Raw genomic sequence first — 26,327 nt, 5'->3', positions numbered from 1 at the left:
CCTCATTAAAAATGAAAGCGCTTTTAATTAATAAAGGAGGTTTCTATGGAAAAAATTTGGAGGGAGAAATCCTGTCGCTACAGTATTCGAAAGCTAACAGTCGGCACAGCCTCTGTTTTGCTTGGAGCGGTTTTTCTAGCTAGTCATACCGTCTCTGCTGATACTATTGAAGTACAGCAAAACGAGCCTGCATTAGAGAAAACTACAGTTAAGACAGACACTATAACAAAAGCAAGTGAATCAACTGAGCATACACAGCCAAACGTGCCAATTGATCATACAAAACCAGTTCTAGCTAATAATAGTTCTTCTGAAAGTAAACCCGCTAATGCTGATGTTACTTCTGCTACAACTAACCAAGCCAGTACTGAAGCTATTGTAAAACCTAATGAAAATAAGGAAACCGAAAAACAAGAACCACCTGTGACAGAACAAAGCAACTATCAGCTAAACTATGATCGACCAACAGCACCTTCCTATGATGGCTGGGAAAAACAAGCACTCCCAGTTGGGAATGGTGAAATGGGTGCTAAGGTTTTTGGTCTCATTGGCGAGGAGAGAATCCAATACAACGAAAAAACTCTTTGGTCAGGTGGACCGCGTCCCGACAGTACCGACTATAATGGAGGAAACTATCAGGAACGGTATAAAATTTTAGCAGAAATTCGTAAGGCTCTTGAAGACGGAGATCGCCAAAAAGCCAAACGATTAGCTGAACAAAATCTAGTTGGACCAAACAACGCCCAGTATGGACGTTATCTAGCCTTTGGTGATATCTTCATGGTCTTCAATAACCAGAAAAAGGGGCTGGATACAGTTACAGACTATCACCGTGGTTTGGATATCACAGAAGCCACTACTACAACTTCTTACACCCAAGATGGAACGACCTTTAAAAGAGAAACCTTCTCAAGTTACCCTGATGATGTCACCGTGACCCACTTGACCCAAAAAGGGGACAAAAAACTTGATTTTACAGTTTGGAATAGCTTAACAGAAGATTTACTTGCTAACGGAGACTACTCAGCGGAATATTCTAACTACAAGAGTGGCCATGTTACGACAGACCCAAATGGTATCCTACTAAAAGGTACAGTCAAAGATAATGGCCTCCAGTTCGCATCCTATCTAGGAATTAAAACGGACGGAAAAGTTACTGTTCATGAGGATAGTTTAACGGTCACAGGGGCCAGCTACGCTACGCTTTTACTCAGTGCCAAGACTAACTTTGCTCAGAATCCAAAAACAAACTATCGCAAAGACATTGACCTCGAAAAAACAGTTAAAGGCATTGTAGAAGCAGCTAGGGGCAAAGACTACGAGACACTTAAAAAGAACCATATCAAAGACTATCAAAGCCTCTTTAACCGCGTCAAACTAAACCTAGGTGGAAGCAATACTGCTCAAACGACAAAAGAGGCCCTTCAGACCTATAACCCTAGCAAAGGGCAAAAACTGGAAGAACTCTTCTTCCAATACGGACGTTATTTATTGATTAGTTCATCTCGTGATCGGACAGATGCCCTTCCTGCCAACCTACAAGGAGTCTGGAATGCCGTAGACAATCCACCTTGGAACGCTGACTACCACCTCAATGTCAATTTGCAAATGAACTATTGGCCAGCCTACATGAGCAATCTAGCTGAAACAGCCAAGCCAATGATCAATTACATTGACGATATGCGTTACTATGGCCGTATCGCTGCTAAGGAATATGCCGGTATCGAATCCAAAGATGGACAAGAAAATGGCTGGCTGGTTCATACCCAGGCGACACCATTTGGCTGGACTACTCCTGGTTGGAATTACTATTGGGGTTGGTCGCCAGCAGCTAATGCCTGGATGATGCAGAACGTCTATGACTACTATAAATTCACCAAGGATGAGACTTATCTCAAAGAAAAGATCTATCCAATGCTCAAGGAAACTGCTAAGTTCTGGAACTCCTTCTTGCACTATGACCAGGCCAGTGACCGTTGGGTATCTTCTCCATCCTATTCACCTGAACACGGTACTATTACCATTGGAAATACCTTTGACCAATCACTAGTCTGGCAGCTATTCCATGACTACATGGAAGTTGCCAACCATCTGAATGTCGACAAAGACCTAGTTACAGAGGTCAAGGCTAAATTTGACAAACTAAAACCACTTCACATTAACAAAGACGGACGCATCAAGGAATGGTACGAAGAAGACAGTCCACAATTCACTAATGAAGGTATTGAAAATAACCACCGCCACGTTTCCCATCTGGTAGGTCTCTTCCCAGGTACGCTCTTTAGCAAGGACCAGGCTGAATACTTAGAAGCTGCGCGTGCAACTTTGAACCATCGCGGAGATGGTGGTACTGGTTGGTCTAAGGCCAATAAAATCAACCTCTGGGCTCGTCTCTTAGACGGTAACCGTGCCCATCGCTTGCTCGCTGAACAGCTCAAATATTCAACCCTAGAAAACCTTTGGGACACGCACGCACCTTTCCAAATCGATGGAAACTTTGGAGCAACCAGTGGGATTGCAGAAATGCTTCTCCAATCACACACTGGCTACATTGCACCATTGCCAGCCCTTCCAGATGCTTGGAAAGACGGTCAGGTTTCTGGTCTGGTTGCTCGCGGTAACTTTGAAGTCAGCATGAAGTGGAAAGATAAAAACCTGCAAAGCTTGTCCTTCCTTTCAAATGTCGGTGGAGACCTAGTTGTAGATTATCCAAATATCGAAGCCAGTCAGGTTAAGGTTAATGGCAAATCTGTCAAAGCAACTGTTCTTAAAGATGGCCGCATCCAACTGGCAACACAAAAAGGTGATGTCATTACCTTTGAACATTTCCCTGGTCGTGTAACCAGTCTGACAGCAGTTAGACAAAATGGCGTCACTGCCGAACTTACCTTCAACCAAGTAGAAGGCGCTACCCACTATGTTATCCAAAGACACGTGAAAGACGAATCCGGCCAAACCTCTGCAAGCAGAGAATTTGTGACCAATCAAACCCATTTTATCGACCGTTCACTCGACCCTCAACTCGCCTACACTTATACTGTTAAGGCTATGCTGGGTAATGTTTCTACACAGGTATCCGAAAAGGCCAATGTCGAAACCTATAACCAATTGATGGATGACCGTGATAGCCGAATCCAATACGGTTCTGCATTTGGAAACTGGGCAGACTCAGAATTATTTGGAGGAACAGAGAAGTTTGCCGACCTTTCACTAGGTAACTATACAGATAAAGATGCGACAGCAACCATTCCTTTCAATGGTGTTGGCATTGAAATCTATGGTCTCAAATCATCTCAATTGGGAATCGCTGAAGTCAAAATCGATGGTAAATCAGTCGGTGAACTGGACTTCTATACTGCAGGTGCAACTGAAAAAGGTAGCCTTATCGGTCGCTTCACAGGATTGTCAGATGGTGCTCATGTGATGACTATCACTGTAAAACAAGAGCATAAACACCGTGGCAGTGAGCGCTCCAAAATTTCCTTAGACTACTTTAAAGTTTTACCGGGACAAGGAACAACCATTGAAAAAATGGATGACCGCGACCCTCGCATTCAATACGGATCTCAATTCAAAGATTGGAGCGATACTGAATTATATAAGAGCACAGAAAAATATGCGGACATCAATAACGCCGACCCAAGTACTGCTTCAGAAGCTCAAGCAACCATTCCATTTACTGGAACAGGTATTCGAATTTACGGACTCAAAACATCCGCTCTCGGAAAAGCTCTCGTGACACTAGATGGCAAAGAAATGCCAAGTCTAGACTTCTACACAGCTGGAGCTACCCAAAAGGCAACCTTAATTGGAGAATTTACTAATCTGACCGATGGTAATCATATTTTGACATTGAAAGTTGATCCAAATTCACCAGCAGGTCGCAAGAAAATTTCTCTAGATTCATTTGATATCATCAAAGCCCCTGCTGTTGGTATAGATAGTCCAAGTATCGCACCACTTAAGGAAGGGGATAAAAACATCTCTTTAACTCTTCCAGCTGGAGATTGGGAAGCCATCGCTGTGACCTTCCCAGGCATCAAAGATCCACTCGTTTTACGCAGGATAGACGATAATCATCTAGTTACGACTGGAGATCAGACTGTCTTATCAATTCAAGATAATCAGGTACAAATCCCTATCCCTGACGAAACCAATCGAAAAATTGGAAATGCGATAGAAGCTTATTCTATCCAGGGAAATACAACAAGCAGTCCTGTAGTAGCTGTCTTTACCAAAAAGGATGAGAAGAAGGTTGAGAATCAGCAACCAACTACAAGCAAGGGAGATGACCCTGCTCCTATTGTAGAAATTCCTGAATACACTAAGCCTATCGGTACAGCCGGACAGGAACAACCGCCTGTAGTAAATATTCCGGAGTATACTAAACCTATAGGTACAGCCGGACAGGAACAACCGCCTGTAGTAAACATTCCTGAGTACACTAAACCTATAGGTACAGCTGGACAAGAACAGCCACCTACCGTTTCTATTCCTGAGTACACTGAGCCTATCGGAACGGCTGGACAGGAACAACCGCCTACTGTTTCTATCCCTGAATACACTAAACCTATCGGAACGGCTGGACAGGAACAACCGCCTGTAGTAAATATTCCTGAGTACACTCAACCTATCAGCACAGCAGGACTAGAACAACCGCCTACTGTTTCTATTCCTGAGTACACTCAACCTGTCGGGACAGCGGGACAAGAACAAGCTCCTACTGTTTCTGTTCCTGAATATAAACTTCGTGTCTTAAAGGATGAAAAGACTAAAGTTGAAATTATTGGAGGAGCGACTGACTTAGAGGGAATTTCTCACATTTCTAGCAGACGTGTATTAGCTCAAGAACTATTTGGTAAGACCTATGATGCTTACGATCTTCACCTTAAAAATTCAACAGACCAGAGTTTGCAACCAAAAGGAGCTGTCTTGGTCCGCTTGCCTATTTCCTCAGCTGTCGAAAATGTCTACTACCTAACTCCATCAAAAGAGTTACAGGCACTCGATTTTACTATTCGCGAGGGAATGGCAGAATTTATGACTAGTCATTTCAGCACCTATGCAGTCGTTTATCAAGCTAATGGAGCATCAACTACTGCAAATCAAAAACCAAGTGAAACAGATATCGAACCATTAGCCAATAGCTCTGAGCAAGTTTCATCTAGTCCAGGATTTGCTCAATCGGCCAATTATTCTCCTAAAGAACAACTTCCAGCTACTGGTGAAACGTCTAGTCCACTACTATTCTTGTCAGGATTGAGTCTAGTCCTAACAGCAACTTTTCTACTTAAGAGTAAGAAGGATGAGTCCAACTAACTTTTAAGCACACAAAAACCAGGATGAAGATAAACTTCATCCTGGTTTTTGATTAAAATCAAACATGTTTATCTTAGATGCTAAAAAGGAAACATCAGAACATCCGATTCATCTGTCTAATTCTGCCTATTCTTATCCGAATGCGTTAGCTCTCCGTATATTATCCTCAATCCCTTTTGTCTCGAATCCCTACCATGATATCTGTATACAAAACATCATTTATCTTGCTTGAAATATAAAACACGGGCGTAGATTCTTCTAAGTCATTGTCAAGCAATAATTTGGTTAGCAGGTATATCCCCTTATCAAAGTCAACAGCTTCCTCTCCAGTCACTCTTACTCCTGCCATTCGAGGAACCAAAAAATAACTGTTATAGGCTGTCCCTTCCATTATCTCTTCTTTTCCTAGATAATCCTCATGAACGGGAAGATAGACTGTGATGTTGTATGTTCCATCTTCCAATTCTCCGATATGAGGGCATGAGTAAAATGGGTTGCTTTTAGGTGTATATCCTGCCGCTACAGCTGTTTGAATCATATCTTGAAAGGCTACTGCAATCTCATCACCGACAATATTATAGTTCACACTCAAGACATTACTCATCATTAAGGATTGATTCATACCATATGTAATTTCTGCCATTTTACTTCTCCACTGGGATAATCAAATCTACAAACAAATCATCATAAACAGGAATCAAGACTAGGTATAACTTATCTTGCAACTCCCAACCATGATCACGAATATAAGCTTTCATCTCCTCAATTGTTTCATCCAAGCTACCATCAAATAGAACCCGCTTGCTAATTCCTTCTATATCTAGAGATGCCTGATAATCCAGTTGACTTGTTGGCTCTGCTTCAGATATAACTGGAATATAGACTCCCACATCTTGCTTTTCTTCGTTAAATTGAGTTGGAGTCATCTCAAAAATGGTTGGACCATCCTTATAAATACCATCAGTATAGGGAAGGAGTTCTGTATGAACAAATAACTCCAATAGTTCGTCCGCTTGAATCTGGACCTGATCTGTCATCAAATGGCTCATATGTAGTTGTATTTCTTTAATCATCTTTAGTTACCTTTCTACTAAATCTATCTCTGTCAAATTCTCTGTTGGAAATCAGATCTGGGTTTACTTTTATATGCTGGATTGAAGTCTCTTCCTCAACATCATTACGGTGTTGGTAGGCATAGATAATTATAAACCACGTTTGGTATAAAGCAGGTCCAAAAAACATGAATAATAAAGACATCCCCCATCCCCAAAAATATTCATATCCAATTATCGCTAAAAAAACACAAATAAAAGATAAAATCATAGGAGGACCAAATACAAAATTATAGAAATTTTTGGCGGCCTTTTCTGGTAAAATTTCTTCAGAGTCTAAGTCAACCATCAAACTCATAACAATATTCATAATAATGGAAAAGATTAGAGGAAGGAAAATTTTTAAACCAAGAAAACTATGGTCGCCACTCATAGCGCTAAAGCCAATAATGGCATAAATATGACCAGTCAGATACATGAGATAGGTTCCAAAACTAGTTAAAATTCCTCGTCTAAGGTCCAGTAAAAATACCAGATTTAAAATCCAAACAACAATCCCTGCAATAAGAAGCCCTTGATATAAGTCCTCATTTTTTAGAACCTCTAACCCTCCTGCAAAAAACATAAAAAATGCTATAGGATATATAATAAAAATCCCATTTAATACCCCCCACAGAGGAACTGGTCCGTGAACACTCCTTCTTTGAAGTTCAAACGTTTTTTTAATTCGTTCCAGTATCATTTAAACCATCCTCTCATACCTTTTAAAACTTTACTTTTTAAACCTATCTCTGTCAAATTCTCTGTTTGAAATCATATCTGGGTTTACTTTTATATGTTTCATTGAAGTCTCTTCCTCAACATCATTACGGTGTTGGTAGGCATAGATAATTATAAACCACGTTTGGTATAAAGCAGGTCCAAAAAACATGAATAATAAAGACATCCCCCATCCCAAAAAATATTCATATCCAATTATCCCTAAAAAAATAAAGCAAAGAGATAAAATTACAGGAGGTCCAAATAAAAAATTATAGAAATTTTTGGCGGCCTTTTCTGATAAAATTTCTTCAGAGTCTAAGTCAACCATCAAACTCATAACAATATTCATAATAATGGAAAAGATTAGAGGAAGGAAAATTTTTAAACCAAGAAAACTATGGTCGCCACTAATAGCGCTAAAGCCAATAATGGCATAAATATGACCAGTCAGATACATGAGATAGGTTCCAAAACTAGTTAAAATTCCTCGTCTAAGATCCAGTAAAAATACCAGATTTAAAATCCAAACAACAATCCCTGCAATAAGCAATGTTTGATACAAAGAGGGATTGTTGAGAACCTCTAATCCTCCTGCAAGAAAAAACAAAAATGCCAAAGGATATAAAATAAAAATCCCATTTAATACCCCCCACAGAGGAACTGGTCCCTTTATTCTACTTCTTTGAAATTCAAATGTTTTTTTAATTCGTTTCAGTATCATTTAAACCATCCTCTCATACCCTTTTAAAACTTTACTTTTTAAATCTATCTCTGTCAAATTCTCTGTTGGAAATCATATCTGGGTTTACTTTTATATGCTTGATTGAAGTCTCTTCCTCAACATCATGACGGTGTTGGTAGGCATAGATAATTATAAACCAGGTAGCATAAAACAAATGTCCAAAGGTCATCGAAAGCAAGGATACACCCCATCCCCAAAAATATTCATATCCAATCATCGCTAAAAATATACAGACACACGATATAATAAGCGGAGGAGCGAATACAAAGTTGAGCATAACTTTGCTGGCTTTCTGCGAGATAACTTCTTCAGAGTCTAAATTGACCAAACAGCTCATGACGGCTATTACAATAATGGATTGGATAAGAGGGAGGGATAGCTTTAGACCAATAAAATTATGGTCCCCACTCATAGCACCAAAACCAATAATGATATAAATATGACCAGTCAGATACATGAGATAGGTCCCAAAACTGGTTAATATCCCTCGCTTAAGATCCAAAAGAAAAACTAGATTTAATACCCAAACAATAATTCCTGTAATAATCAAGCCTTGATACAAAGAGGGATTGTTGAGCACCTCTAATCCTCCTGCCATAAACATAAAAAAGGCTATAGGATATAAAATAAAAATCCCATTTAATACCCCCCAAAGAGGAACCGGTCCCTTTATTCTACTTCTTTGAAATTCAAATGTTTTTTTAATTCGTTCCAGTATCATTTAAACCTTCCTCTCATGCTTTTTATCAGGCTATTAGTACCTTAAAACTTTATACATTTGACCTATGTCTTAATGGATAAAGTATATACCCCCACGAAAGAAATAGAAAAGGTGAAAATAGCAATTGTAATCCAAATAATAACCAAGAAGCAGCAGGGTTTCCTATTAAAATAAGTAAGATAACTGAAATTACAATAATAGCTCCTGAGATACCAAAAATTACACTAATAACTTTTTCTTTCAGCACTTGCTGACCATCAACACCACCTAATAATAGCATAAGAAGAAAAATTATTATTGGATATAAAAGTATTACAAATAACTGAAATAAAAGGAATTGTTCTCCTCCACCTAGTCCTATTACAGCAAAGGGAGCAGTTATATATGTAACAACACCCATAATATAGGTAATTAGTCCCGTTGCAAAATTACTTTGTAACTTTGACATTAAAATAATTACAAAAGAAAGTAACTCTAAAACTACTGCTATGATATTTATAGAACTGAAAACATATTGATTTACTAAACTATTTGCTGTCATAAAAAACATGAACATTATCAAAGGAAATATAACAAATATTTGGGTTAATGTCCCCCACATCGGAACAGGTCCCTTAGCATTATTTAATATATCTATCAGTGTTCTATGAAATCGTTTCTTCATTTAAACCATCCTCTCATGCCTTTTATCAGCCTATTGGCGCCTTTTTTAAGATTCCTTTTAATGCTGCATCAATATAAAATTAATAAGTAAATAACCTACTATTCACGTCTATCTCTCCAATTCTTTATGATAGTATAAATATAATGTATTAGTAATCCTACTAAAAATGCGAATAAAGGGCGTAATGATACCAAGCTTACACCCACAACAAGGAAGGCTGATAAAAAATAGATGATAAACGCCTCTAACTTAGAAGGTCTTCTCTTCTCTGGAAGCATATCTAAATGTTCCTTCGTTATAGCTGAGCGATCATCGAATTGATAAAAGAAACGATATCTTGCAGATAAAGAATCAATATCTAAAAAGTCATACCCCCTAATATAATCAATTACGTAAAACATCAGTAAATTGTCAATTTCGTCAATATTTTCAGTATAGAGAGAAAAGTTTCTCTTTCCAGCAATTGCAATATTACTTTCAGCATAAACGGCAATCGGAATGCCATCTTTTGTGACAGGTAAAATATCTCCTTTACTACCTGAACCTACACACTTCATCTCATAGTTATTTAAATTAAATTGAAAAACTCCATGCCAGTATGCTTGTTCCCATAAATGTTCAAATCTTTCTTCTTCAGAATAAATCAAATCCTTATTTAACCCTCTTGCGACTATTCTTTTTCTTTTAGAAATATATTCTGATTCTTTCAAGACAAGAATTTCTACATCTTTTGCATATAGACGGTAACCTTCCTCTTCTTGAACGATTTCAATTCTTTCAGTCCAATGTTCATCATCAGGTAATTTTGACTGAAGGATAAATCCTTCTGAGTTTCCACGCAATTGTAATTGTATTTCCATATTTTACCACCCTATTGATAAGCCCAATCCAAACGGATAGCCATGACCAACATAATCCACGTAATGTCCGTTTGCCAAATCAACTCGACGACCTGAAATGACTACAAAAAAGTCCATCTGTTCGCTTTCAAATGACTCAACCAAATCCTTAGGAAGAAGCTCACGATCAAGTTCGACCACAGTACCTAAAGGATAGATACGACTTAAACAGAGATCCACATAGGAAGCATACTGGATAAAAAGCGAACGAGGTAGGATAACTTCTTCTTGAAGACGCCGAATCCGCACTAGTTCTTTTTCATAGAAAAATTCCAACGGCGCCCCTATCATTGGATGATAATGATAACTAGGTTCGTCATTCATAAAAGCTATATAACACGCCCGAAAAACATCCGGATGTCCTGATAAGGTCATCGCTACCGCTGTCAATACTTCCTGCTCCTTTTCAGATAGGTTACATCAGTGACCATTCTACTTAATCTTTATTATAACATTTTCTCATCATATAGAAAGAGTCTGAGACAAAATAGTTCTCGACTACAAAAAAGCTAGAGATTTCCAATTGTAGAACTCTAGCTTTTTAATTTTGAGTCGTTCTCTTATTGTATTTTAGGAGGTTATTGGCCATAAGTACCAATCCCATGTCAATTCTCACTTGACGCTTCCCTCTCAGATTACATCTCTTGTAACCCAAACAAGCCTTTATCTGCCCAAAGACAGGTTCCACATCAATCTTGCGTTGAGCGAAAATCTGTCTACCTTGGGGAGATAAAAGCGCCTGACATTCTTTCGTTTTTAAGTGCTGATAGCGTTCGTTCATATACAGTCCCTTTTGAGGAGCTGATTCAGGTTCGTCTGCGTAGTAAACCTTGATTTCCTGTTGAAAGTCCGTCTGTGTTTTCTGATGTTTGGTATGGTGAAAACGATAGCACCAGCCATCAGGATGTGTGTAGCTATCCCCCTTGTCATTATAGTGCCAATTCGCTAAGTTTCTAGCTGACTGTTTATACCCTCTTTTCTGTTCCTTATCAAACATGGCATATTTAATCAGATGGTTTACCTTCTTTTCATCTAAACGAAGAAGGTTCTCTTCACTTCCATATCCAGCATCTGCGACAACTGTCTTTATGTCATGCGGATAGGTTTCAAGTAAGGGCAGAAGAGTCTTGGTATCTGTCGGATTTGAGAAGATATCATAGTGAAGAACAAATTGGTTTTCAGTAGCGATTTGAAGATTATAAGCAGCCTTGAGTTGGCCATTTTTCATATGATCTTCCTTCATCCGCATAAAAGTGGCGTCTGGATCGGTTTTGGAAAAGCTGTTGCGACCTTCAAATGTCTCCTGATAACTCTCATATTTTTCAGCACGTACTGAAAAATCATCCTTGACTTTACGCAAGACTTTCTTGAGTTTCCTACGTTGTGTTTTACGTTCGTCCTTTCCTTTAACGGGTGTCTCCTCAATGTCCTGGCTCAGTTTTTCCAATTCTTCTTCAAGGACTTGAGAGAATGCAAGCAACTGCTCTGAGGAGATAGGCTCTTGTGTATCCAGTTCGATAGCTTGATGGATAAGGGGAGTGATTTCTTCTTGAAAATAGACTTGTATCTGTTCTTGAAGTTTGGCGGAGAATTTCTCTGTCGCTTTCTTCCACACGAAACTATACTTGTTGGCATTGGCTTCAATCTTAGTCCCGTCAATAAACAAACAATCTAAGGTCACTAACTCTTCCATTTTTAAACGAAGATTGAGGTCGATGAAAAGATCACGAATGAGTTCTTCCATCCCTTCAGCGACACGAAAACGATTGATGGTGCGGTAGCTAACAACTAACTGTCCTGTTAGGTACTGCATAGCCAGATTTTCAACCATCATTTTTTCAATTTTTCGACCAGAGAAAATCCCTTGTGAATAGGCAAATAGAAGAGCAGATACAAGCATTTTAGGGTGATAAGACGGGCGACCAAAGGCATGATAGAAAGTATGGAAGTGACTATCCTCCAAGGTATTCACCACTTTTTCAATAGTAAAGACGAGATGATCTTGTGGCAAGAAAGAACTGATTTCTAGTGGTAAAGTTGTTTGATTTGTGTTATAGTGAATATGCATGGGATAGCCTTTCTAAATGGTTTATTAAGCAATTCTATTTTACCCAGACTATCGCAACCATGCAAAAAAGCAACGGCAAATCCGTTGCTTTTTTTGAGATAAGAGACTATTGTCCCAGGCTCTTTTAGTCTATCATGATATTAAATATTTCAGTTTTAAATTTTTTGAAATTTAGTACAATGAACTCTTCACTTTCTTGAATTTCTGTTGCAAGATTCCAACTAAATATACCCTGATGATAATAATGTTACTCAATCATTTTTTAGATTTTCTAAAAAAATCGGACATTAGACACATTCTATTACTTAACTCGTATTATACTTTGAGTAAGTATCTTATATCATTATTTTAGAAATTTTTATTCCTTTATATTATCTACTAGACTATCTGTATACGTTACTATTGTCCGTTTTCGTGTCATACAATCGAAACACTAGATTATTTTTTTACAGTAGGTATAAAATTGCTAGGGTCAAGAGACTTGCTAATAGCCCCACTCCCCAAAAGAAGAAGTCGACCTTCCACTCGCTCCAAGGACTTCCCTTACCAGACAATCCTCCAAGCTCAAAATGATGATGCACAGGCGTCATACGAAAAATACGTTTACCACCTGTCAGTTTGAAATAACTGACTTGCATCATAACCGAAGTTGTTTCAAAGACATAAACAATTCCGATAATCAAGAGAGTCCATTCTTGGTGGAGGGCCATAGAGATAGCTGCCAGCATTCCACCTAGGGCCAAACTTCCCACATCCCCCATAAAGACTTTAGCAGGCTTATGGTTAAAGACGAAGAAACCAAGCAAACCACCAATCATGGCAAGAATCACTAGAAGGATATCCATCTGACCTTGCACATAGGCAATAACTCCATAGGCAGACAAGCTAATCACAACGGAAATACTCGCTAGACCGTCAATACCATCTGTCAAGTTGACTGCGTTTGAAAAACCGACTAGCCAGAAAAGAGCGAAGATAATATAGAAAATCCCTAAATGCACTTGGTAGCCAAAGACAGAGAGCATATCGCCCCCACGCTCATAAAAAAGGTAGAAAATGACTCCACCTAGCAGCTGAAGAGCCAATTTCTGTTTGGGATTAAGGCCCTCATTGATTTTACGGAAGACCTTGAGGAAGTCATCTAAAAAACCAACCAAACCATACAAGACCAAAATAAACAAAACCATACCAACATTATTGGTCAATTGTTTTGAAAAAAGAGCGACGAGGAAACTCACCACAACTGCAGTAATGAGGAAAACAAGCCCCCCCATTGTAGGAGTCCCAGCTTTTGCCTGGTGCTGTTTGACATCCTCATGCATCTGCTGGCCTGTAATTTGCGCCTTTCTATAAAATTGGATAAAGGCCGGAATTCCTACTAAAGTTAGTAAAAAGGTCGCAATTCCAGCACTGATGGAAATAAACATATTAGTCTCCTAAAGTTAATTTAATATTTTTAATGTTCTTTATAGAGGTATTAGCACGAACATCTTGTTGCTGAACGACAGAACCTGAACCTTCAAATTCCAATTCAATATCCAACCATTTAGCAAATGTCTCAGCAGTCTCTTTTTTCCAGCCATACATGTCTGGAATTTCTTCTACCTTATCAGATAAAAGGAGAACTTGTTGGTTTGGTGCAAGATCTTTTCCTTCTTCTACAGAAGACTCTTTAATTTTTGTTCCCGTACCAACAACGATTGGCTGAACAATGTTTCGGCGTAAGGTTTCCGCCAAATCACCAGGTGAAATGTCCTTGATACTAGGCATTGCATACGAAGATTCTGTCGTCACTTGATCTAAATTCTTAGCAGGAGATTGAAGATTGAGAGATTCTTTCATAGCTGAAGCTCGTTCTAAAATAGGATTGGCAAACTCTCCCAACTGGGCAGCTGAATAATGCTCAGGCTGTTGAACCGTTACATACAAGATAAAATCAGGATTTTCAGCAGGATTCATAGTCACAACTGAGAAAATATAATTGGTAGAACCAACCAAGTATCCTCCATTTTTCTCATCAGCGATTTGAGCCGTACCGGATTTAACTGCTACATTTTGTCCAGGAACTGTTATAATTGGCTTTCCTGTGTAATGATTATACATAGTTCCATATATAGGGTCCGTCCCAACTAATATCATGTTAGTACGAGTCAAGCTTGCTGCCTCTTTGGAAACAGGATTTCCTACTATTTCTTTTTGTGACTTACGTACAGACTGATTGTTAGTATCATAAATAGCACTTATAAATTTTGGCTCCAGCATAACTCCATCATTAGCAATAGCTGTAAAGGCACGAAGCATTTGTGTTTGTGTCACTGAAATTCCTTGCCCAAATGAGCTTTGAGCAATACTAACAATATTATCAGCTGGAAGTTGACCAGCGTATTCATCTGTCAAGCCAAAGCGAGTTGGAACCCCAAATTTAAAGCGTTTTAGATAATCCAACCAAGTAGCATCTCCCATTTTTTGTTCAAGTAGACTCATTCCAACATTACTGGAGTGAGCGAAACCTTGTAAGAAAGTCATCATACTACCAGTAGTCAAACCTTCATTAACATCCCAATCTCGAGTCGTCGCATCCGCCATTTTAAATTCACTGCTATTGAAGTATTCTCCACTTGGGAAGGTATTATTATCAATAGAAGAAGCTAACGTCATAACCTTCATGCCTGATCCTGGTTCATAGTTACTTTGATAAAGAATGTCACGCCAAACAAAGTCCTCAGTGATTCCTTCTTTAGTATCTGCATTAAAGGTAGGTCGTTGGGTGGTAGCGAGAATTTCACCGGTCTTTGCACTGACCAAGGTCGCGGTCATATACTTACCTTTTACTTTTTCTAGAAAGGCATCCATCTGAGTTTCCATGAAAGATTGTAGCGGACTAGACAATGTTGTATAAACATCCTTGCCATCCACAGTTTGTTGCGATACCAGTTCTGTACCTGGTACGATATTTCCTACACGGTCTTTTTCATAGGTAATAATACCGTCTGTCCCAGCAAGAATGGTATTTAAAGAACTCTCCAAACCAGAAGTCCCTAACAAACTCTTACTACCATCCTCATTTTCATGAAGTTGGGCTAAGCCAATAAAGCTAGAAGCAAATTGTCCATTTGGATAGCTTCTGTTAGGGCTAGTTGTAAAGTCAATCCCTTCCACACTAGCATCTTTCAAATCTTTTTTAATAGCCATCATATTGGCATATGTAATCCCATTTCCTTTTGCACCAAAGGAAACCTGGGTCAGATTTGGTTGAGCCAGTTGCTCTTTCACATAAGCTTCATCCATGTCTAAATACTTATGGAAGACTTCAGCTACCTTATTAAACTGCGAATCCTCTACATAAAGAATTTTTCCAGTTGCTGACTTGTATTTTTTATCAATAACAGCATAGACGTTATAGGAAGTCGCATCTTCAGCAATAGGCACTCCATTTCGGTCATAGATAGTCCCACGTTTGGCAGGAACTGTTCGGGTTGTTTGGTGAACCTTTTTAGCCTCTTTTACCAAGTCAGTACCAAATATATTACCTTTTGCGATAATATAAGCAAAATTGGCCAAAAAGAGGCCGAAAAGGGCAACAGCTAAAAAGCTGAGGTACTTGCCAACTATCCTACGGTTTTTTGCTGGAGACTTACGATTTTTTATCGCAAATCGGGTTATTTTTTCTGTCCATTTCATATCTTACTCCGCTGTTCGGATATTTTCATTATTCAATTTCAAATCTTTTTTATCTGCAATCTCTTTCAAGCGCTCGGCACGAATCAATTCATTCACTTCCTGCTTGGCATCGTCCAACTCTGTCTTCTTCTCCTCTATCTGCGCATTGATTTTTGTTAAATCACTTTGCACTTGCAAGAGCCGTGTCTGCATAAAGATAATGCTTACTGCTAAAACGAGAGCCGTAAAAGCGATGGAAAGATAAAAAGCCTTCTCCACACGTGAGAATTTTTTTATACGATTCTGCAAGAATTGACTGGTTGTTTCTTTCTTATCTACCATTTTTTCCTCTTACTTGTGAATTTTTCTGGCCACGCGCAACTTGGCTGAGTGCGAGCGGTTATTGGCTTCTAATTCTTCTGCACTTGGCAAGATTGGCTTACGGGACACCAATTCCATCTTGGGCTTAAGATCATCTGGGATGAAAGGCAAACCTTTTGGAACTTCCACTGTTGAAGCTTCCTTGAACAATTGCTTGGTCAAGCGGTCTTCCAAGGAATGGAAAGTAATCACTGAGATTCTACCATCTAGAGCCAACATCTCCATAGCCTGCTGGATAGACTCATCTGCCGCTCCCAGTTCATCATTGACTTCAATCCGAATAGCCTGGAAAATCTGCTTGGCAGGATGGCCCTTCTTCTTGAGTTCCTTGGCAGGTTTAGCCGACTTGATAATCTCTGCCAACTCAGTCGTTGTCTCAATTGGCTTCACTTCACGTGCTTGTTCAATCTTACGCGCGATTTGTTTAGAGAATTTGTCCTCACCATACTTGAAGAAAATACGAACCAAGTCATGATAGTCATAGTGGTTCACCACTTCATAAGCTGTCAGACTAGCATCCTGATTCATGCGCATGTCCAGTGGTGCATCCTTCTTATAAGAAAAACCACGCTCACGCTGGTCCAGCTGAGGACTAGACACTCCCAAGTCATAACAAATTCCATCAATTTCCTGAACACCGGCTTCGTGCAAACGTGCCTGTAAATGACGGAAGTTATCCTTGATAAAGGTCACCATTCCCTTTTCAATGTAAGGTGCCAAGCGTTTTTGCGCATTATCAATAGCATTTTGATCTTGGTCAAAGGCATAGAGATGGCCCTTTTCACTTAATTTACTTAATAAATATTCGCTATGGCCTGCTCCACCCAAGGTCGCATCAACGTAAACACCGTCAGGTTTCACATCAAGCATATCAATTGTTTCGTGGAGTAAGACCGTTACATGATGAAATTCTTTTGTCATATCTTATCTATTTTACCACAAATCTGACTAGCTTGCACTAGTCAGACAAATATGGCAAAAACAAGTAAGATTTCTTTAAGAAATATGTCAAATATGCTTGACATCCACTCCATAGAAGAATATAATATGGTCAAATATATACGACACAAATCAGAAAGGAGAAAAGATGAATCGTGTGAAAGAATTTCGCAAGGAACTGGGCATTTCCCAGCTCGAACTCGCCAAGGATATCGGTGTCTCGAGACAAACCATCAATATGATTGAAAACGACAAGTACAATCCAACCCTGGAACTCTGTCTCAATCTCGCCCGTAGCCTCCAAACTGACCTCAACAGTCTCTTTTGGGAGGATAATTTTTAAAAAAGGAGCCAACTCATGAAAAAAGAAACCTTCACTGAAAAACTGATCAAACGCACATACGGTATCTCTGGTCCCCTTGACGAATACAAACGGCGTGAGGCCGATCGTATTGGGAACCAAGTCTTTATCATCCTCTTTTATCTGATGATTTTCGGAAATCTTATTCCACTCCTTCTGGCCTATAAATACCCTCAAGAAGTGGCTCTAATCTATCCTCCTCTGATTCTAGTGATTGCCCTCATCGCTGCTGGCTATGTCACCTACCAAATGAAAAAAACAGGGATTACAGCTATTGATCCAGATATGCTGAATGAGAAAGAAAGCAAGCAACTATACTACCCAGGTCTTAAAGCAGGTTTGTTCTTTGGTCTATGGATGTTTTTTATAACTCCTCTTCTCAGTATACTCATAGGTGAAGGTCAGGACTATTTTCATTCTCTCCTAACTATAAGAAATGGTGTATCAAGCATTCTCGGTTCTATCTTCTTCGGAGCGAGCATACAGTTCCTCATCTCCCGTCGCATTGCAAAAACTAAAAAAGAGCAAGATGAGGATTAGGAGGTGCCCTATGAAATCACTAGTAACTTTACTTACCTATCATCTTTTGTTTGCTTCTCTACTCACCTTCATCATCGTTTCAGGGAACTTGCCAATCTACGATATAGTCCTCCTTCCAGTCTTTGTTCCAGCACTCAACAAAGGATTGACTTATCTAAAGATAGATTCCCAAAAAACGCGCATACTCAACCTAGCACTATGCTTTATGATTCTATCCTTTCTATCCTTACCACAGCTGACGCTCATTTCAAGCAATTGGAAATATTATATACTGCTAACTATCGCCATCCTTTCTTCTATTACTTATCTTTATTATCTCTATCAATTCGTAAAAGAAACAAAATAACATCGTTCATTTAGGAGAAATCACCCATGAAAAAAGAAGACTTAACAACTCGCTTACTTCGAAATTTCTTTCACATCCAAGGCCCTTTTGATGAATGCCGTCAAGAGGTTATCTACAAGGCTTGCGCCCGTTCCATGATCCAAATCTTTTACTCTTCCTTCATTCTCTTCCTATTCTATATTTTGTTCGGAAGCTTTATAGAAATTGTTCGAAATGTTATGCCCTACATCTATTTTGGACTCATTTTGTTCATGAGTATAAAAGCTCAAAAAGCCGTCCAAGAGCTTCATCTTGAAAAGGATGACAAATCAGAAATCATTCTCAAAACCTACAGCAAAGCTCAAATCAAATTCCGAAGCTGGATTGTGTTTATCGGTATTCAGATTGGCTTCTTTACCTTACTCATCTTTCATAAAGTCTTCGTTCAACAGATGTCCCTTTCAGATTTTGGAAAGTTGCTCATGCAATTCAATAAAAGTATTCCTTTCCTGATGTATAGCCTGATTATCGGAAGCATTTTTGGAACCCTGACCTACGGATTTCTATCACTACAGGAGGAGAAAACTCCTAAAAATACCAAACAGAAGGAGAAAAGCAAGCAATGACTTCACTATACGATTTTTCAGTCTTGAACCAAGACCATCAAGAAACTCCACTAGAGACCTATCGTGGTAAGGTTCTCTTGGTTGTCAACACTGCTACTGGATGTGGTTTAACGCCCCAGTACCAAGGACTTCAAGAACTCTATGATCGCTATCAAGAACAAGGTTTTGAGATTTTAGACTTTCCTTGCAATCAGTTTATGGGACAAGCACCAGGCGGCGCAGAGGAAATCAACGCCTTCTGTAGCCTACATTATCAAACCACCTTCCCACGTTTTGCCAAGATCAAGGTCAACGGTAAGGAAGCAGACCCTCTCTATGTTTGGTTGAAAGAACAAAAATCTGGCCCACTGGGAAAACGAGTCGAATGGAATTTCGCTAAGTTTCTCATTGGTCGTGATGGGCAGGTCTTTGAACGCTTCTCTTCAAAAACAGACCCAAAACAAATTGAAGAGGCGATACAAAAATTACTCTGATTTTTTTGAATACATTCTTTCATTTAGTTTAATTCTTGAAAGGATGTATTTTTTCTTTAAAAAGTGAAAGAATTTCTTTAAATTAGGTTTACTTTCTCTATTGCATTTCTTGGAACAATTTAGTATATTTGTTATGTTAAGGTTTTTAGGTTATTTTAAAGATTAAGATAACAATTTTAATTTTTTTATTCTAAAATGAAAGCGCTTAAGCAGGAGGGGATTAGTCTCAAACTATTGCACAAAATCTAACTATCGCTAAAGAAAATCGTTTCCAAGTCATACTTGGGCTTAGACAGTAGCTGACTGTCTTGATTCAAACTAGGAGTACATTATGAATCGATACCTTTTTGAAAAAGAGCAAACTTTTAGCATCAGAAAATTAACCGTTGGTGTTGCTTCGGTTATGGTTGGGCTCGCTTTTTTTGCATCTGGTACAGCACTAGCTGACGAAGCAAAAATTGAAACTACAAGCTCTCAACCAAATGTAGAAAAATTGGCCGAAGCTGAAAAAACCAAATCAGAAGTCAAAAATGAAAGTCCTGTAATTTCTACACCTCAAGAGTCAGAGAAAGCAGAAAAAACTGTTAAACCAGTAGAAGAAAAATCTGTAGCAGATACTAAAACTACTGACTTGCTTCCTGAAGAAATCCACGATCAAGCTTATCCTGATGCACCCGTGAAAAACATAGATACTTCAGCAATCGTAGACAAGAAGGATAGCCCTAAAGTTGAGACAGAAAGCATTCTAAAAAACAAGGAAGAACTTCCAAAAGAAGCTGAAAATGGTAATCGTGCGATTATCAACGGTGGTCTAGATTTGAAGCACGTCCCTTATGAAGGACAACCTGCTACTGCTGCTAGTATGATTTACACTATTTACAATGGTGGTTCCCAACGCTATATCGTGTCTGGTTCTGGTATTTTTGTGGCACCAAATGTCATCTTGACTGTTGCCCACAACTTTTTAGAATCAAACCGTGATACAAAAGAAGGACATATTCGAGGCGGAGATTCTGCTAAGTTTTACTATAACCTCGGTTCTAATTCTGCTGTTCGCAATTCTCAGCCTGTAACGGGTAATACTACTCTTTTCAAAGAAGAAGATATTCATTTTTGGAACAAGAAAGAATTTGGAAAAGGATATCAAAATGACTTGGCTGCTGTTGTAGCACCTGTTCCTCTTCAAATCGCTAGTCCAAATAAAGCTGCTACCTTTGTTCCCTTGGCAGAAAATAAAACCTATCAACCTGGGGACCCTGTTAGCACGATTGGATATCCAACTGATTCAAGCTCACCTGAGCTCAAAAAACCAATTGTAGCTGGTCAACTTTACAAGGCTGATGGTGTCGTGAAATCTGTTGATAATTATGATGATAAAGGCTCAAAAGGCATCACCTATCATATGACTTCTGTTTCAGGCCTTTCAGGTGCTGGTATTATCAACGGTGATGGTAAAGTAGTCGGTGTTCACCAACACGGCACAATTGAAAACGGCATCCCTGACAAAGACCGCTTCGGTGGCGGAATCGTCCTCTCACCCGAGCAAGTAAAATGGGTAAAAGATATTATCGCTAAATATGGTGTCAAAGGTTGGTACCAAGGTGATAATGGGAAACGATATTACTTTACTCCTGAAGGAGAAATGTTCAGAAATAAAACTGCTGTTATTGGCGAAAATCAATATTCTTTCGATGAAAATGGTGTTGCGACACTCATTAAAGGAATCGATTACGGACGTGTAGTTGTTCAACACGTAGATGAAACTGGTAATCCAATCAAAACTGATGATACTTTTGTTGAAAAAACTGAAGTTGGAACAGCTTTTGATTATAACTTCAAAAAAGAAATCGCTAAGACTGACTTCTATACAAAAAATCAAGAGAAATACCAGATTGTCTCTATTGATGGCGTCGAAATCAACAAACAACTCAAAGATGAGTGGACCTACAACGTCGTCAGCAAAACAGCTCCAGGAACACGGGTCATCAAGGTGGTTTATAAAGTGAATAAAGGTTCATTTGCCATTCATTATCGTTTGAAAGGCTCAGAGCAAGAATTAGCAGATGTTGTTACTGATAATAATGACGGAAAAGAATACGATGTTTCATTTGTAAACACTTTTGAAGCAAAAGAAATCGCAGGCTACCGCGCAATCACTCCACGCTTAGAAGCCAGCATCCAGCACAAGGGTGTGAATGATGTCGTCTTTGAATACGAAAAAATCTCTGATAGCTCTAATCCGACTTCAACTGTTTTACCTGCTGCTCATCCAGAAGATAAAGAAACAGAAATTGGAAATCACGGTCCCCTTCCAAGCAAGGCTCAACTTGATTATCACAAGGAAGAATTAGCTGCCTTCATCCACTATGGTATGAATACTTATACTAATTCTGAGTGGGGACATGGAAATGAAGACCCTAAAAACTTCAATCCAACTAACTTAGATACAGATCAATGGATCCGTACTCTAAAGGAAACTGGCTTTAAACGAACTATTATGGTTGTCAAACACCACGATGGTTTCGTTATTTACCCATCTAAATATACAAATCATACCGTAGCTGCAAGTCCATGGAAAGATGGTAAGGGAGACCTTTTAGAAGAAGTTTCAAAATCAGCTACTAAATACGATATGAATATGGGGGTTTATCTATCTCCATGGGATGTTAATAGTCCTAAATATAAGGTAGCTACTCAAAAAGAATACAACGAATACTACCTCAATCAACTAAAAGAAATCCTTGGTAATCCAAAATACGGTAATAAGGGTAAATTTATCGAAGTTTGGATGGATGGAGCACGCGGTAGCGGTGCCCAAAAAGTAACCTACACTTTTGATGAGTGGTTCAAATACATCAAGGAAGCTGAAGGAGATATCGCTATCTTCTCTGCCGAACCAACAAGTATCCGTTGGATTGGAAATGAGCGTGGTATCGCCGGTGACCCTGTATGGCATAAGGTCAAGAAGGCAAACATCACCGAAAATGTTAAGAACGAATACCTTAACCACGGTGACCCTGACGGAGATATGTACTCTGTAGGAGAAGCAGATGTTTCCATCCGCTCTGGCTGGTTCTACCACGATAACCAGCAACCAAAATCCCTCAAAGAATTGATGGATATCTACTTCAAGTCTGTTGGTCGTGGAACGCCACTTCTTCTCAACATTCCACCAAACAAAGAAGGTAAATTCGCAGATGCTGACGTGGCTCGCTTGAAAGAATTCAAAGCGACTCTAGATCAAATGTATGCGACTGACTTTGCCAAAGGAGCAACTGTAACAGCAAGTTCTACTCGTCAGAACCACCTCTATAAAGAAAGTCACCTGACAGACGGCAAAGACGATACCAGCTGGGCGCTCTCAAATGATGCCACAACAGGTAGCTTCACAGTCGATTTGGGACAAAAGAGACGCTTTGACGTTGTCGAACTCAAGGAAGACATCGCTAAAGGTCAACGTATCTCTGGTTTCAAGATTGAAGTCGAAATCAACGGTCGCTGGGTGACTTACGGAGAAGGTTCAACTGTTGGTTACCGTCGCTTGATTCAAGGCAAGCCTGTAGAGGCACAAAAAATCCGTGTAACCATCACCGGAGCTCAAGCAACTCCAATCTTAACCAACTTCTCAGTCTACAAGACACCAAGTAGTATCGAAAAGACAGACGGCTACCCTCTTGGACTTGAATACCACTCAAATACAACAGCGGATACAGCCGGTACAACTTGGTACAATGAATCTGAAGGTGTTCGTGGCACTTCTATGTGGACCAATCAAAAAGATGCCAAAGTAAGCTATACTTTCACAGGAACCAAGGCCTATGTCGTCTCTACAGTTGACCCAGGTCATGGAGAAATGTCCGTCTACGTTGATGGCCAAAAAGTTGCGGATGTGCAAACTAAGAACACTAGCCGTAAACGCAGCCAAAAAGTATATGAAACAGACGATTTAGCACCTGGCCAACATACCATTACCCTTGTTAATAAAACAGGTGAACCAATTGCTACAGAAGGAATCTACACTCTAAACAATAACAGCAAGGGTATGTTTGAGCTTGAAGCAACTTCTTACGAAGTCGAAAAAGGAAAACCAGTCACTGTTAAAATTAAACGTGTTGGTGGAAGCAAGGGAACTGCTACTGTTCGCTTCATCACAGAACCTGGAACTGGGGTTCACGGTAAAGTTTACCAAGATACAACTCAAGATGTGACTTTTGAAGATGGAGAAACAGAAAAGACTGTTACCATCCCAACGATTGACTTTACAGAACAAGCCGACTCTATCTTTGACTTCAAGGCCAAGCTCACTTCTGTCACTGATGGTGCCCTGCTCGGTTTTGCTACCGATGCAACCATCCAAGTGATGAAAGCTGAATTGCTGATCAAGGATCAAACAAGTTATGATGACCAAGCTAGTCAGTTGGATTACAGTCCTGGCTGGCACCATGAAACCAATTCAGCAGACAAGTACCAAAAAACGGAGTCTTGGGCTTCCTTTGGTCGCTTAACTGATGAACAAAAGAAAAAGACAACTGTCACAGCCTACTTCTACGGTACTGGACTTGATATCAAGGGCTATGTTGATCCAAATCATGGTATCTACAAGGTATTCCTCGACGGCAAAGAAGTTCCTTACCAAGAGGGCATGGGAAATGCGTCGACTATTGAGGGCAAGAAATACTTTAGCGGTCACGCTGCCCAACGCCAAGGCAATCAAACTCTGGTTAGCCTAAAAGGTCTGGACGAAAACTTGCACGCAGTCACCCTTCAACTCGATTCTGATCGAAACGATTTGTCTCGAAACATCGGTATCCAGGTGGATCAATTCATCACTCGTGGTGAAGGAAGCGAACTCTACAGCAAAACACAAATCCTTCAATCTCTCTCTAAATGGAAAGACGACTTATCTAACTTTGATCCAAGTGGTTTGAAAAATACAGCAACTGCACGTCAAGCATTTAAGTCTAATCTTGATAAACTCACTGCACAATTAAGTTCTGATACGGTAAATGTACAAGATGTGATGTCAACAGTCACTGCTTTGCAAGATATTCTTAGCAAAAACGAAAATTACCAAAAACCTGGAGACGAAACAAGTCCAGAACAACCGGTTGAACCAAAACAACCTGAACAGCCTGAAATCAATTATGATAAGGCTATGGCTAGCCTGACTGAAGCTATCGAGAAAAAAGTGGCTGAGCTTGGTGCCAACAACGATGCTAAGAAGAAATTAGTTGAAATTACTGACAAAGCAATCGCAGCTATTCAAGAGGCTAAGACTCAAGAAGACGTCAACAAAGCCCTCAATAACGCTCTTGAACAAATCAAGCAATTGCAACCTAGCCAACCAGAACAACCAGTTGAACCAAAACAACCTGAACAGCCTGAAATCAATTATGATAAGGCTATGGCTAGCCTGACTGAAGCTATCGAGAAAAAAGTAGCTGAACTTGGTACTAACAACGATGCTAAGAAGAAATTAGTTGAAATTACTGATAAAGCAATCGCAGCTATCCAAGAAGCTAAGACTCAAGAAGACGTCAATAAAGCTCTCAATAATGCTCTTGAACAAATCAAGCAATTGCAACCTAGCCAACCAGAACAACCGGTTGAACCGAAACAACCGGAACAGCCTAAAATCAATTATGATAAGGCTATGGCTAGCCTGACTGAAGCTATCGAGAAAAAAGTGGCTGAACTCGGTACTAACAACGATGCTAAGAAGAAATTAGTTGAAATTACTGATAAAGCAATCGCAGCTATCCAAGAAGCTAAGACTCAAGAAGATGTCAATAAAGCCCTCAACAACGCTCTTGAACAAATCAAGCAATTGCAACCTAGCCAACCAGAACAACCAGTTGAACCAAAACAGCCTGAAAAACCAATTACTTCTTCAAGTCCTGAAGAAGGGGTTAAAGAGCTTGTCTTCCAACTTCCAAGTCTGGATATTGTCAAGAAGGTGCTACCATTCAAGACTATCCGTCGCGAAAATCCACAATTAGACAAAGGGAAAGAACAAGTTCTAGCAGAAGGGAAAGATGGTGCTATAATCGAGTATGTCGAAGTAGATGGCAGCAATCGTAAGGTAATTCAAACTGAATCAACTCCAGCTCTAGACCGAGTGATTGAAGTTGGGACTAAAGAAAGTTCTGTGGGAACAGATACTCCACCAGTTGTGACTCTTCCTGAATACCTTCTACCAAAAGAACCTGAAAAACCAATTACTTCTTCAAGTCCTGAAGAGGGAGTTAAGGACCTTGTCTTTAAACTTCCAAGCTTGGATATTGTCAAGAAGGCAGTACCATTCAAGACTATCCGTCACGAAAATCCAAACTTAGATAAAGGAAAAGAGAAAGTTCTAGCAGAAGGGAAAGACGGCCTGCTAATTGAGTATGTCGAAGTAGATGGTAGCAATCGCAAGGTAGTCCAAACCAAATCAACTCCAGCTTTAGACCGAATAATCGAGGTTGGAACTAAACAAAGTTCTGTAGGAACAGTGGCGCCACCAGTTGTGACTCTCCCTGAGTATGTTCTACCTAGAGAAACTGAAAAACCAGCTCCTGCAGTTGTAACAGAAGATTCACCAAGAAAAGATGAAAAAGCACCTGTTGCTACTACAGTTAGACAAGACAAGGAAAAACAACTCCCAGAAACTGGAGAGCAAGAAGCAAATGCCTTCTTATTCTTGGCTGCTATTACTTCAGTATTGTCTCTACTCATCTTCCAAAAGAATTTCAAAGACTAATTAAAATCTTTACTTAATTCTTTTCAATGATTCTAGTTCCCCCAAAGAGAAGA

General features: G+C 39.4%; 20 protein-coding genes and 1 pseudogene. 8 read left to right on the top strand and 13 right to left on the bottom strand.

The features are described 5' to 3' along the window. Positions 1-45: 45 nt before the first annotated feature. Positions 46-5,319 (top strand): SIALI-17 repeat-containing surface protein, encoded by a 5,274-nt coding sequence (locus JJN14_RS01890; RefSeq protein ID WP_201058754.1) that lies wholly within the window; start codon positions 46-48, stop codon positions 5,317-5,319. Positions 5,320-5,485: 166 nt separating this feature from the next. Here the strand turns inward: JJN14_RS01890 and JJN14_RS01885 are convergent, their stop codons facing one another. The 9 genes from JJN14_RS01885 to JJN14_RS01845 form a co-directional block, all read right to left on the bottom strand. Next, positions 5,486-5,962: a DUF5085 family protein gene (locus tag JJN14_RS01885; protein WP_125852227.1), complete on the bottom strand. Its 477-nt coding sequence runs from the start codon at positions 5,960-5,962 to the stop codon at positions 5,486-5,488. Between the two features lies 1 nt (position 5,963). After that, positions 5,964-6,392 carry a hypothetical protein gene (locus tag JJN14_RS01880; protein ID WP_038804217.1) on the bottom strand — a complete coding sequence of 143 codons (429 nt, stop codon included), beginning with the start codon at positions 6,390-6,392 and terminating at the stop codon, positions 5,964-5,966. Continuing rightward, positions 6,385-7,113, bottom strand: coding sequence for a hypothetical protein (locus JJN14_RS01875; RefSeq protein ID WP_201058753.1), 729 nt, complete (start codon positions 7,111-7,113; stop codon positions 6,385-6,387). Before JJN14_RS01875 ends, JJN14_RS01880 begins: the two co-directional genes overlap by 8 nt. A 30-nt stretch (positions 7,114-7,143) precedes the next feature. Beyond that, positions 7,144-7,854: a hypothetical protein gene (locus tag JJN14_RS01870; RefSeq protein WP_201058752.1), complete on the bottom strand. Its 711-nt coding sequence runs from the start codon at positions 7,852-7,854 to the stop codon at positions 7,144-7,146. 31 nt (positions 7,855-7,885) lie between these two features. Further along, complete coding sequence (locus JJN14_RS01865; protein WP_201058751.1) at positions 7,886-8,596, bottom strand: oligosaccharide translocation protein RFT1; 711 nt, start codon at positions 8,594-8,596, stop codon at positions 7,886-7,888. 49 nt (positions 8,597-8,645) lie between these two features. After that, positions 8,646-9,260 (bottom strand): hypothetical protein, encoded by a 615-nt coding sequence (locus JJN14_RS01860; protein ID WP_201058750.1) that lies wholly within the window; start codon positions 9,258-9,260, stop codon positions 8,646-8,648. Positions 9,261-9,358: 98 nt separating this feature from the next. Next, positions 9,359-10,120, bottom strand: coding sequence for a hypothetical protein (locus JJN14_RS01855; protein WP_201058749.1), 762 nt, complete (start codon positions 10,118-10,120; stop codon positions 9,359-9,361). 3 nt (positions 10,121-10,123) lie between these two features. Beyond that, positions 10,124-10,549 carry a hypothetical protein gene (locus JJN14_RS01850; RefSeq protein WP_236253708.1) on the bottom strand — a complete coding sequence of 142 codons (426 nt, stop codon included), beginning with the start codon at positions 10,547-10,549 and terminating at the stop codon, positions 10,124-10,126. Between the two features lie 151 nt (positions 10,550-10,700). Then, a complete protein-coding gene (locus tag JJN14_RS01845) occupies positions 10,701-12,227 on the bottom strand; it encodes an IS1182 family transposase (RefSeq protein WP_134974027.1) in 1,527 nt (508 codons plus the stop codon). Between JJN14_RS01845 and JJN14_RS10250 the strand changes: the two are divergent. Continuing rightward, positions 12,188-12,402: pseudogene (locus JJN14_RS10250) on the top strand (hypothetical protein). The gene JJN14_RS01845 and the pseudogene JJN14_RS10250 overlap by 40 nt on opposite strands. 271 nt (positions 12,403-12,673) lie before the next feature. Here JJN14_RS10250 and mraY read toward each other — a convergent pair. From mraY to rsmH, 4 genes are read right to left on the bottom strand one after another with little or no spacing between them, the layout of a single operon-like run. Then, positions 12,674-13,654: a phospho-N-acetylmuramoyl-pentapeptide-transferase gene (gene mraY, locus JJN14_RS01840; RefSeq protein WP_201058748.1), complete on the bottom strand. Its 981-nt coding sequence runs from the start codon at positions 13,652-13,654 to the stop codon at positions 12,674-12,676. A 1-nt stretch (position 13,655) separates the two neighbouring features. Next, a complete protein-coding gene (gene pbp2X, locus JJN14_RS01835) occupies positions 13,656-15,908 on the bottom strand; it encodes a penicillin-binding protein PBP2X (RefSeq protein WP_201058747.1) in 2,253 nt (750 codons plus the stop codon). Positions 15,909-15,911: 3 nt separating this feature from the next. After that, a complete protein-coding gene (gene ftsL, locus JJN14_RS01830; protein WP_070482163.1) occupies positions 15,912-16,229 on the bottom strand; it encodes a cell division protein FtsL in 318 nt (105 codons plus the stop codon). A gap of 9 nt (positions 16,230-16,238) precedes the next feature. After that, positions 16,239-17,189: a 16S rRNA (cytosine(1402)-N(4))-methyltransferase RsmH gene (rsmH, locus tag JJN14_RS01825; protein WP_201058746.1), complete on the bottom strand. Its 951-nt coding sequence runs from the start codon at positions 17,187-17,189 to the stop codon at positions 16,239-16,241. A 166-nt stretch (positions 17,190-17,355) separates the two neighbouring features. On the opposite strand from rsmH, the gene JJN14_RS01820 reads away from it, so the two are divergent. The 6 genes from JJN14_RS01820 (at position 17,356) to JJN14_RS01795 (ending at position 26,274) form a co-directional block, all read left to right on the top strand. Further along, the gene (locus JJN14_RS01820) at positions 17,356-17,550 is read left to right on the top strand and encodes a helix-turn-helix transcriptional regulator (protein WP_001082471.1); all 195 of its coding nucleotides are present in this window, start codon (positions 17,356-17,358) and stop codon (positions 17,548-17,550) included. 15 nt (positions 17,551-17,565) lie between these two features. Continuing rightward, on the top strand, positions 17,566-18,108 hold the full coding sequence (locus JJN14_RS01815; protein ID WP_004256387.1) for a DUF3278 domain-containing protein: 543 nt from the start codon (positions 17,566-17,568) through the stop codon (positions 18,106-18,108). 10 nt (positions 18,109-18,118) lie between these two features. After that, positions 18,119-18,454: a hypothetical protein gene (locus JJN14_RS01810; RefSeq protein ID WP_004256384.1), complete on the top strand. Its 336-nt coding sequence runs from the start codon at positions 18,119-18,121 to the stop codon at positions 18,452-18,454. A gap of 26 nt (positions 18,455-18,480) precedes the next feature. Next, complete coding sequence (locus JJN14_RS01805; protein WP_201058745.1) at positions 18,481-19,059, top strand: DUF3278 domain-containing protein; 579 nt, start codon at positions 18,481-18,483, stop codon at positions 19,057-19,059. Beyond that, entirely contained in the window at positions 19,056-19,532 is a 477-nt protein-coding gene (locus JJN14_RS01800) for a glutathione peroxidase (protein ID WP_000203038.1), read from the top strand. The genes JJN14_RS01805 and JJN14_RS01800 overlap by 4 nt, the downstream gene beginning before the upstream one ends. A 331-nt stretch (positions 19,533-19,863) precedes the next feature. Continuing rightward, positions 19,864-26,274 carry an alpha-L-fucosidase gene (locus tag JJN14_RS01795; protein WP_201058744.1) on the top strand — a complete coding sequence of 2,137 codons (6,411 nt, stop codon included), beginning with the start codon at positions 19,864-19,866 and terminating at the stop codon, positions 26,272-26,274. Positions 26,275-26,327 lie beyond the last annotated feature (53 nt).

This window comes from Streptococcus mitis (assembly GCF_016658865.1).
In the GTDB taxonomy this organism is placed as follows: domain Bacteria; phylum Bacillota; class Bacilli; order Lactobacillales; family Streptococcaceae; genus Streptococcus; species Streptococcus mitis_BT.
This window is presented reverse-complemented; position numbering and strand designations above follow the sequence as displayed.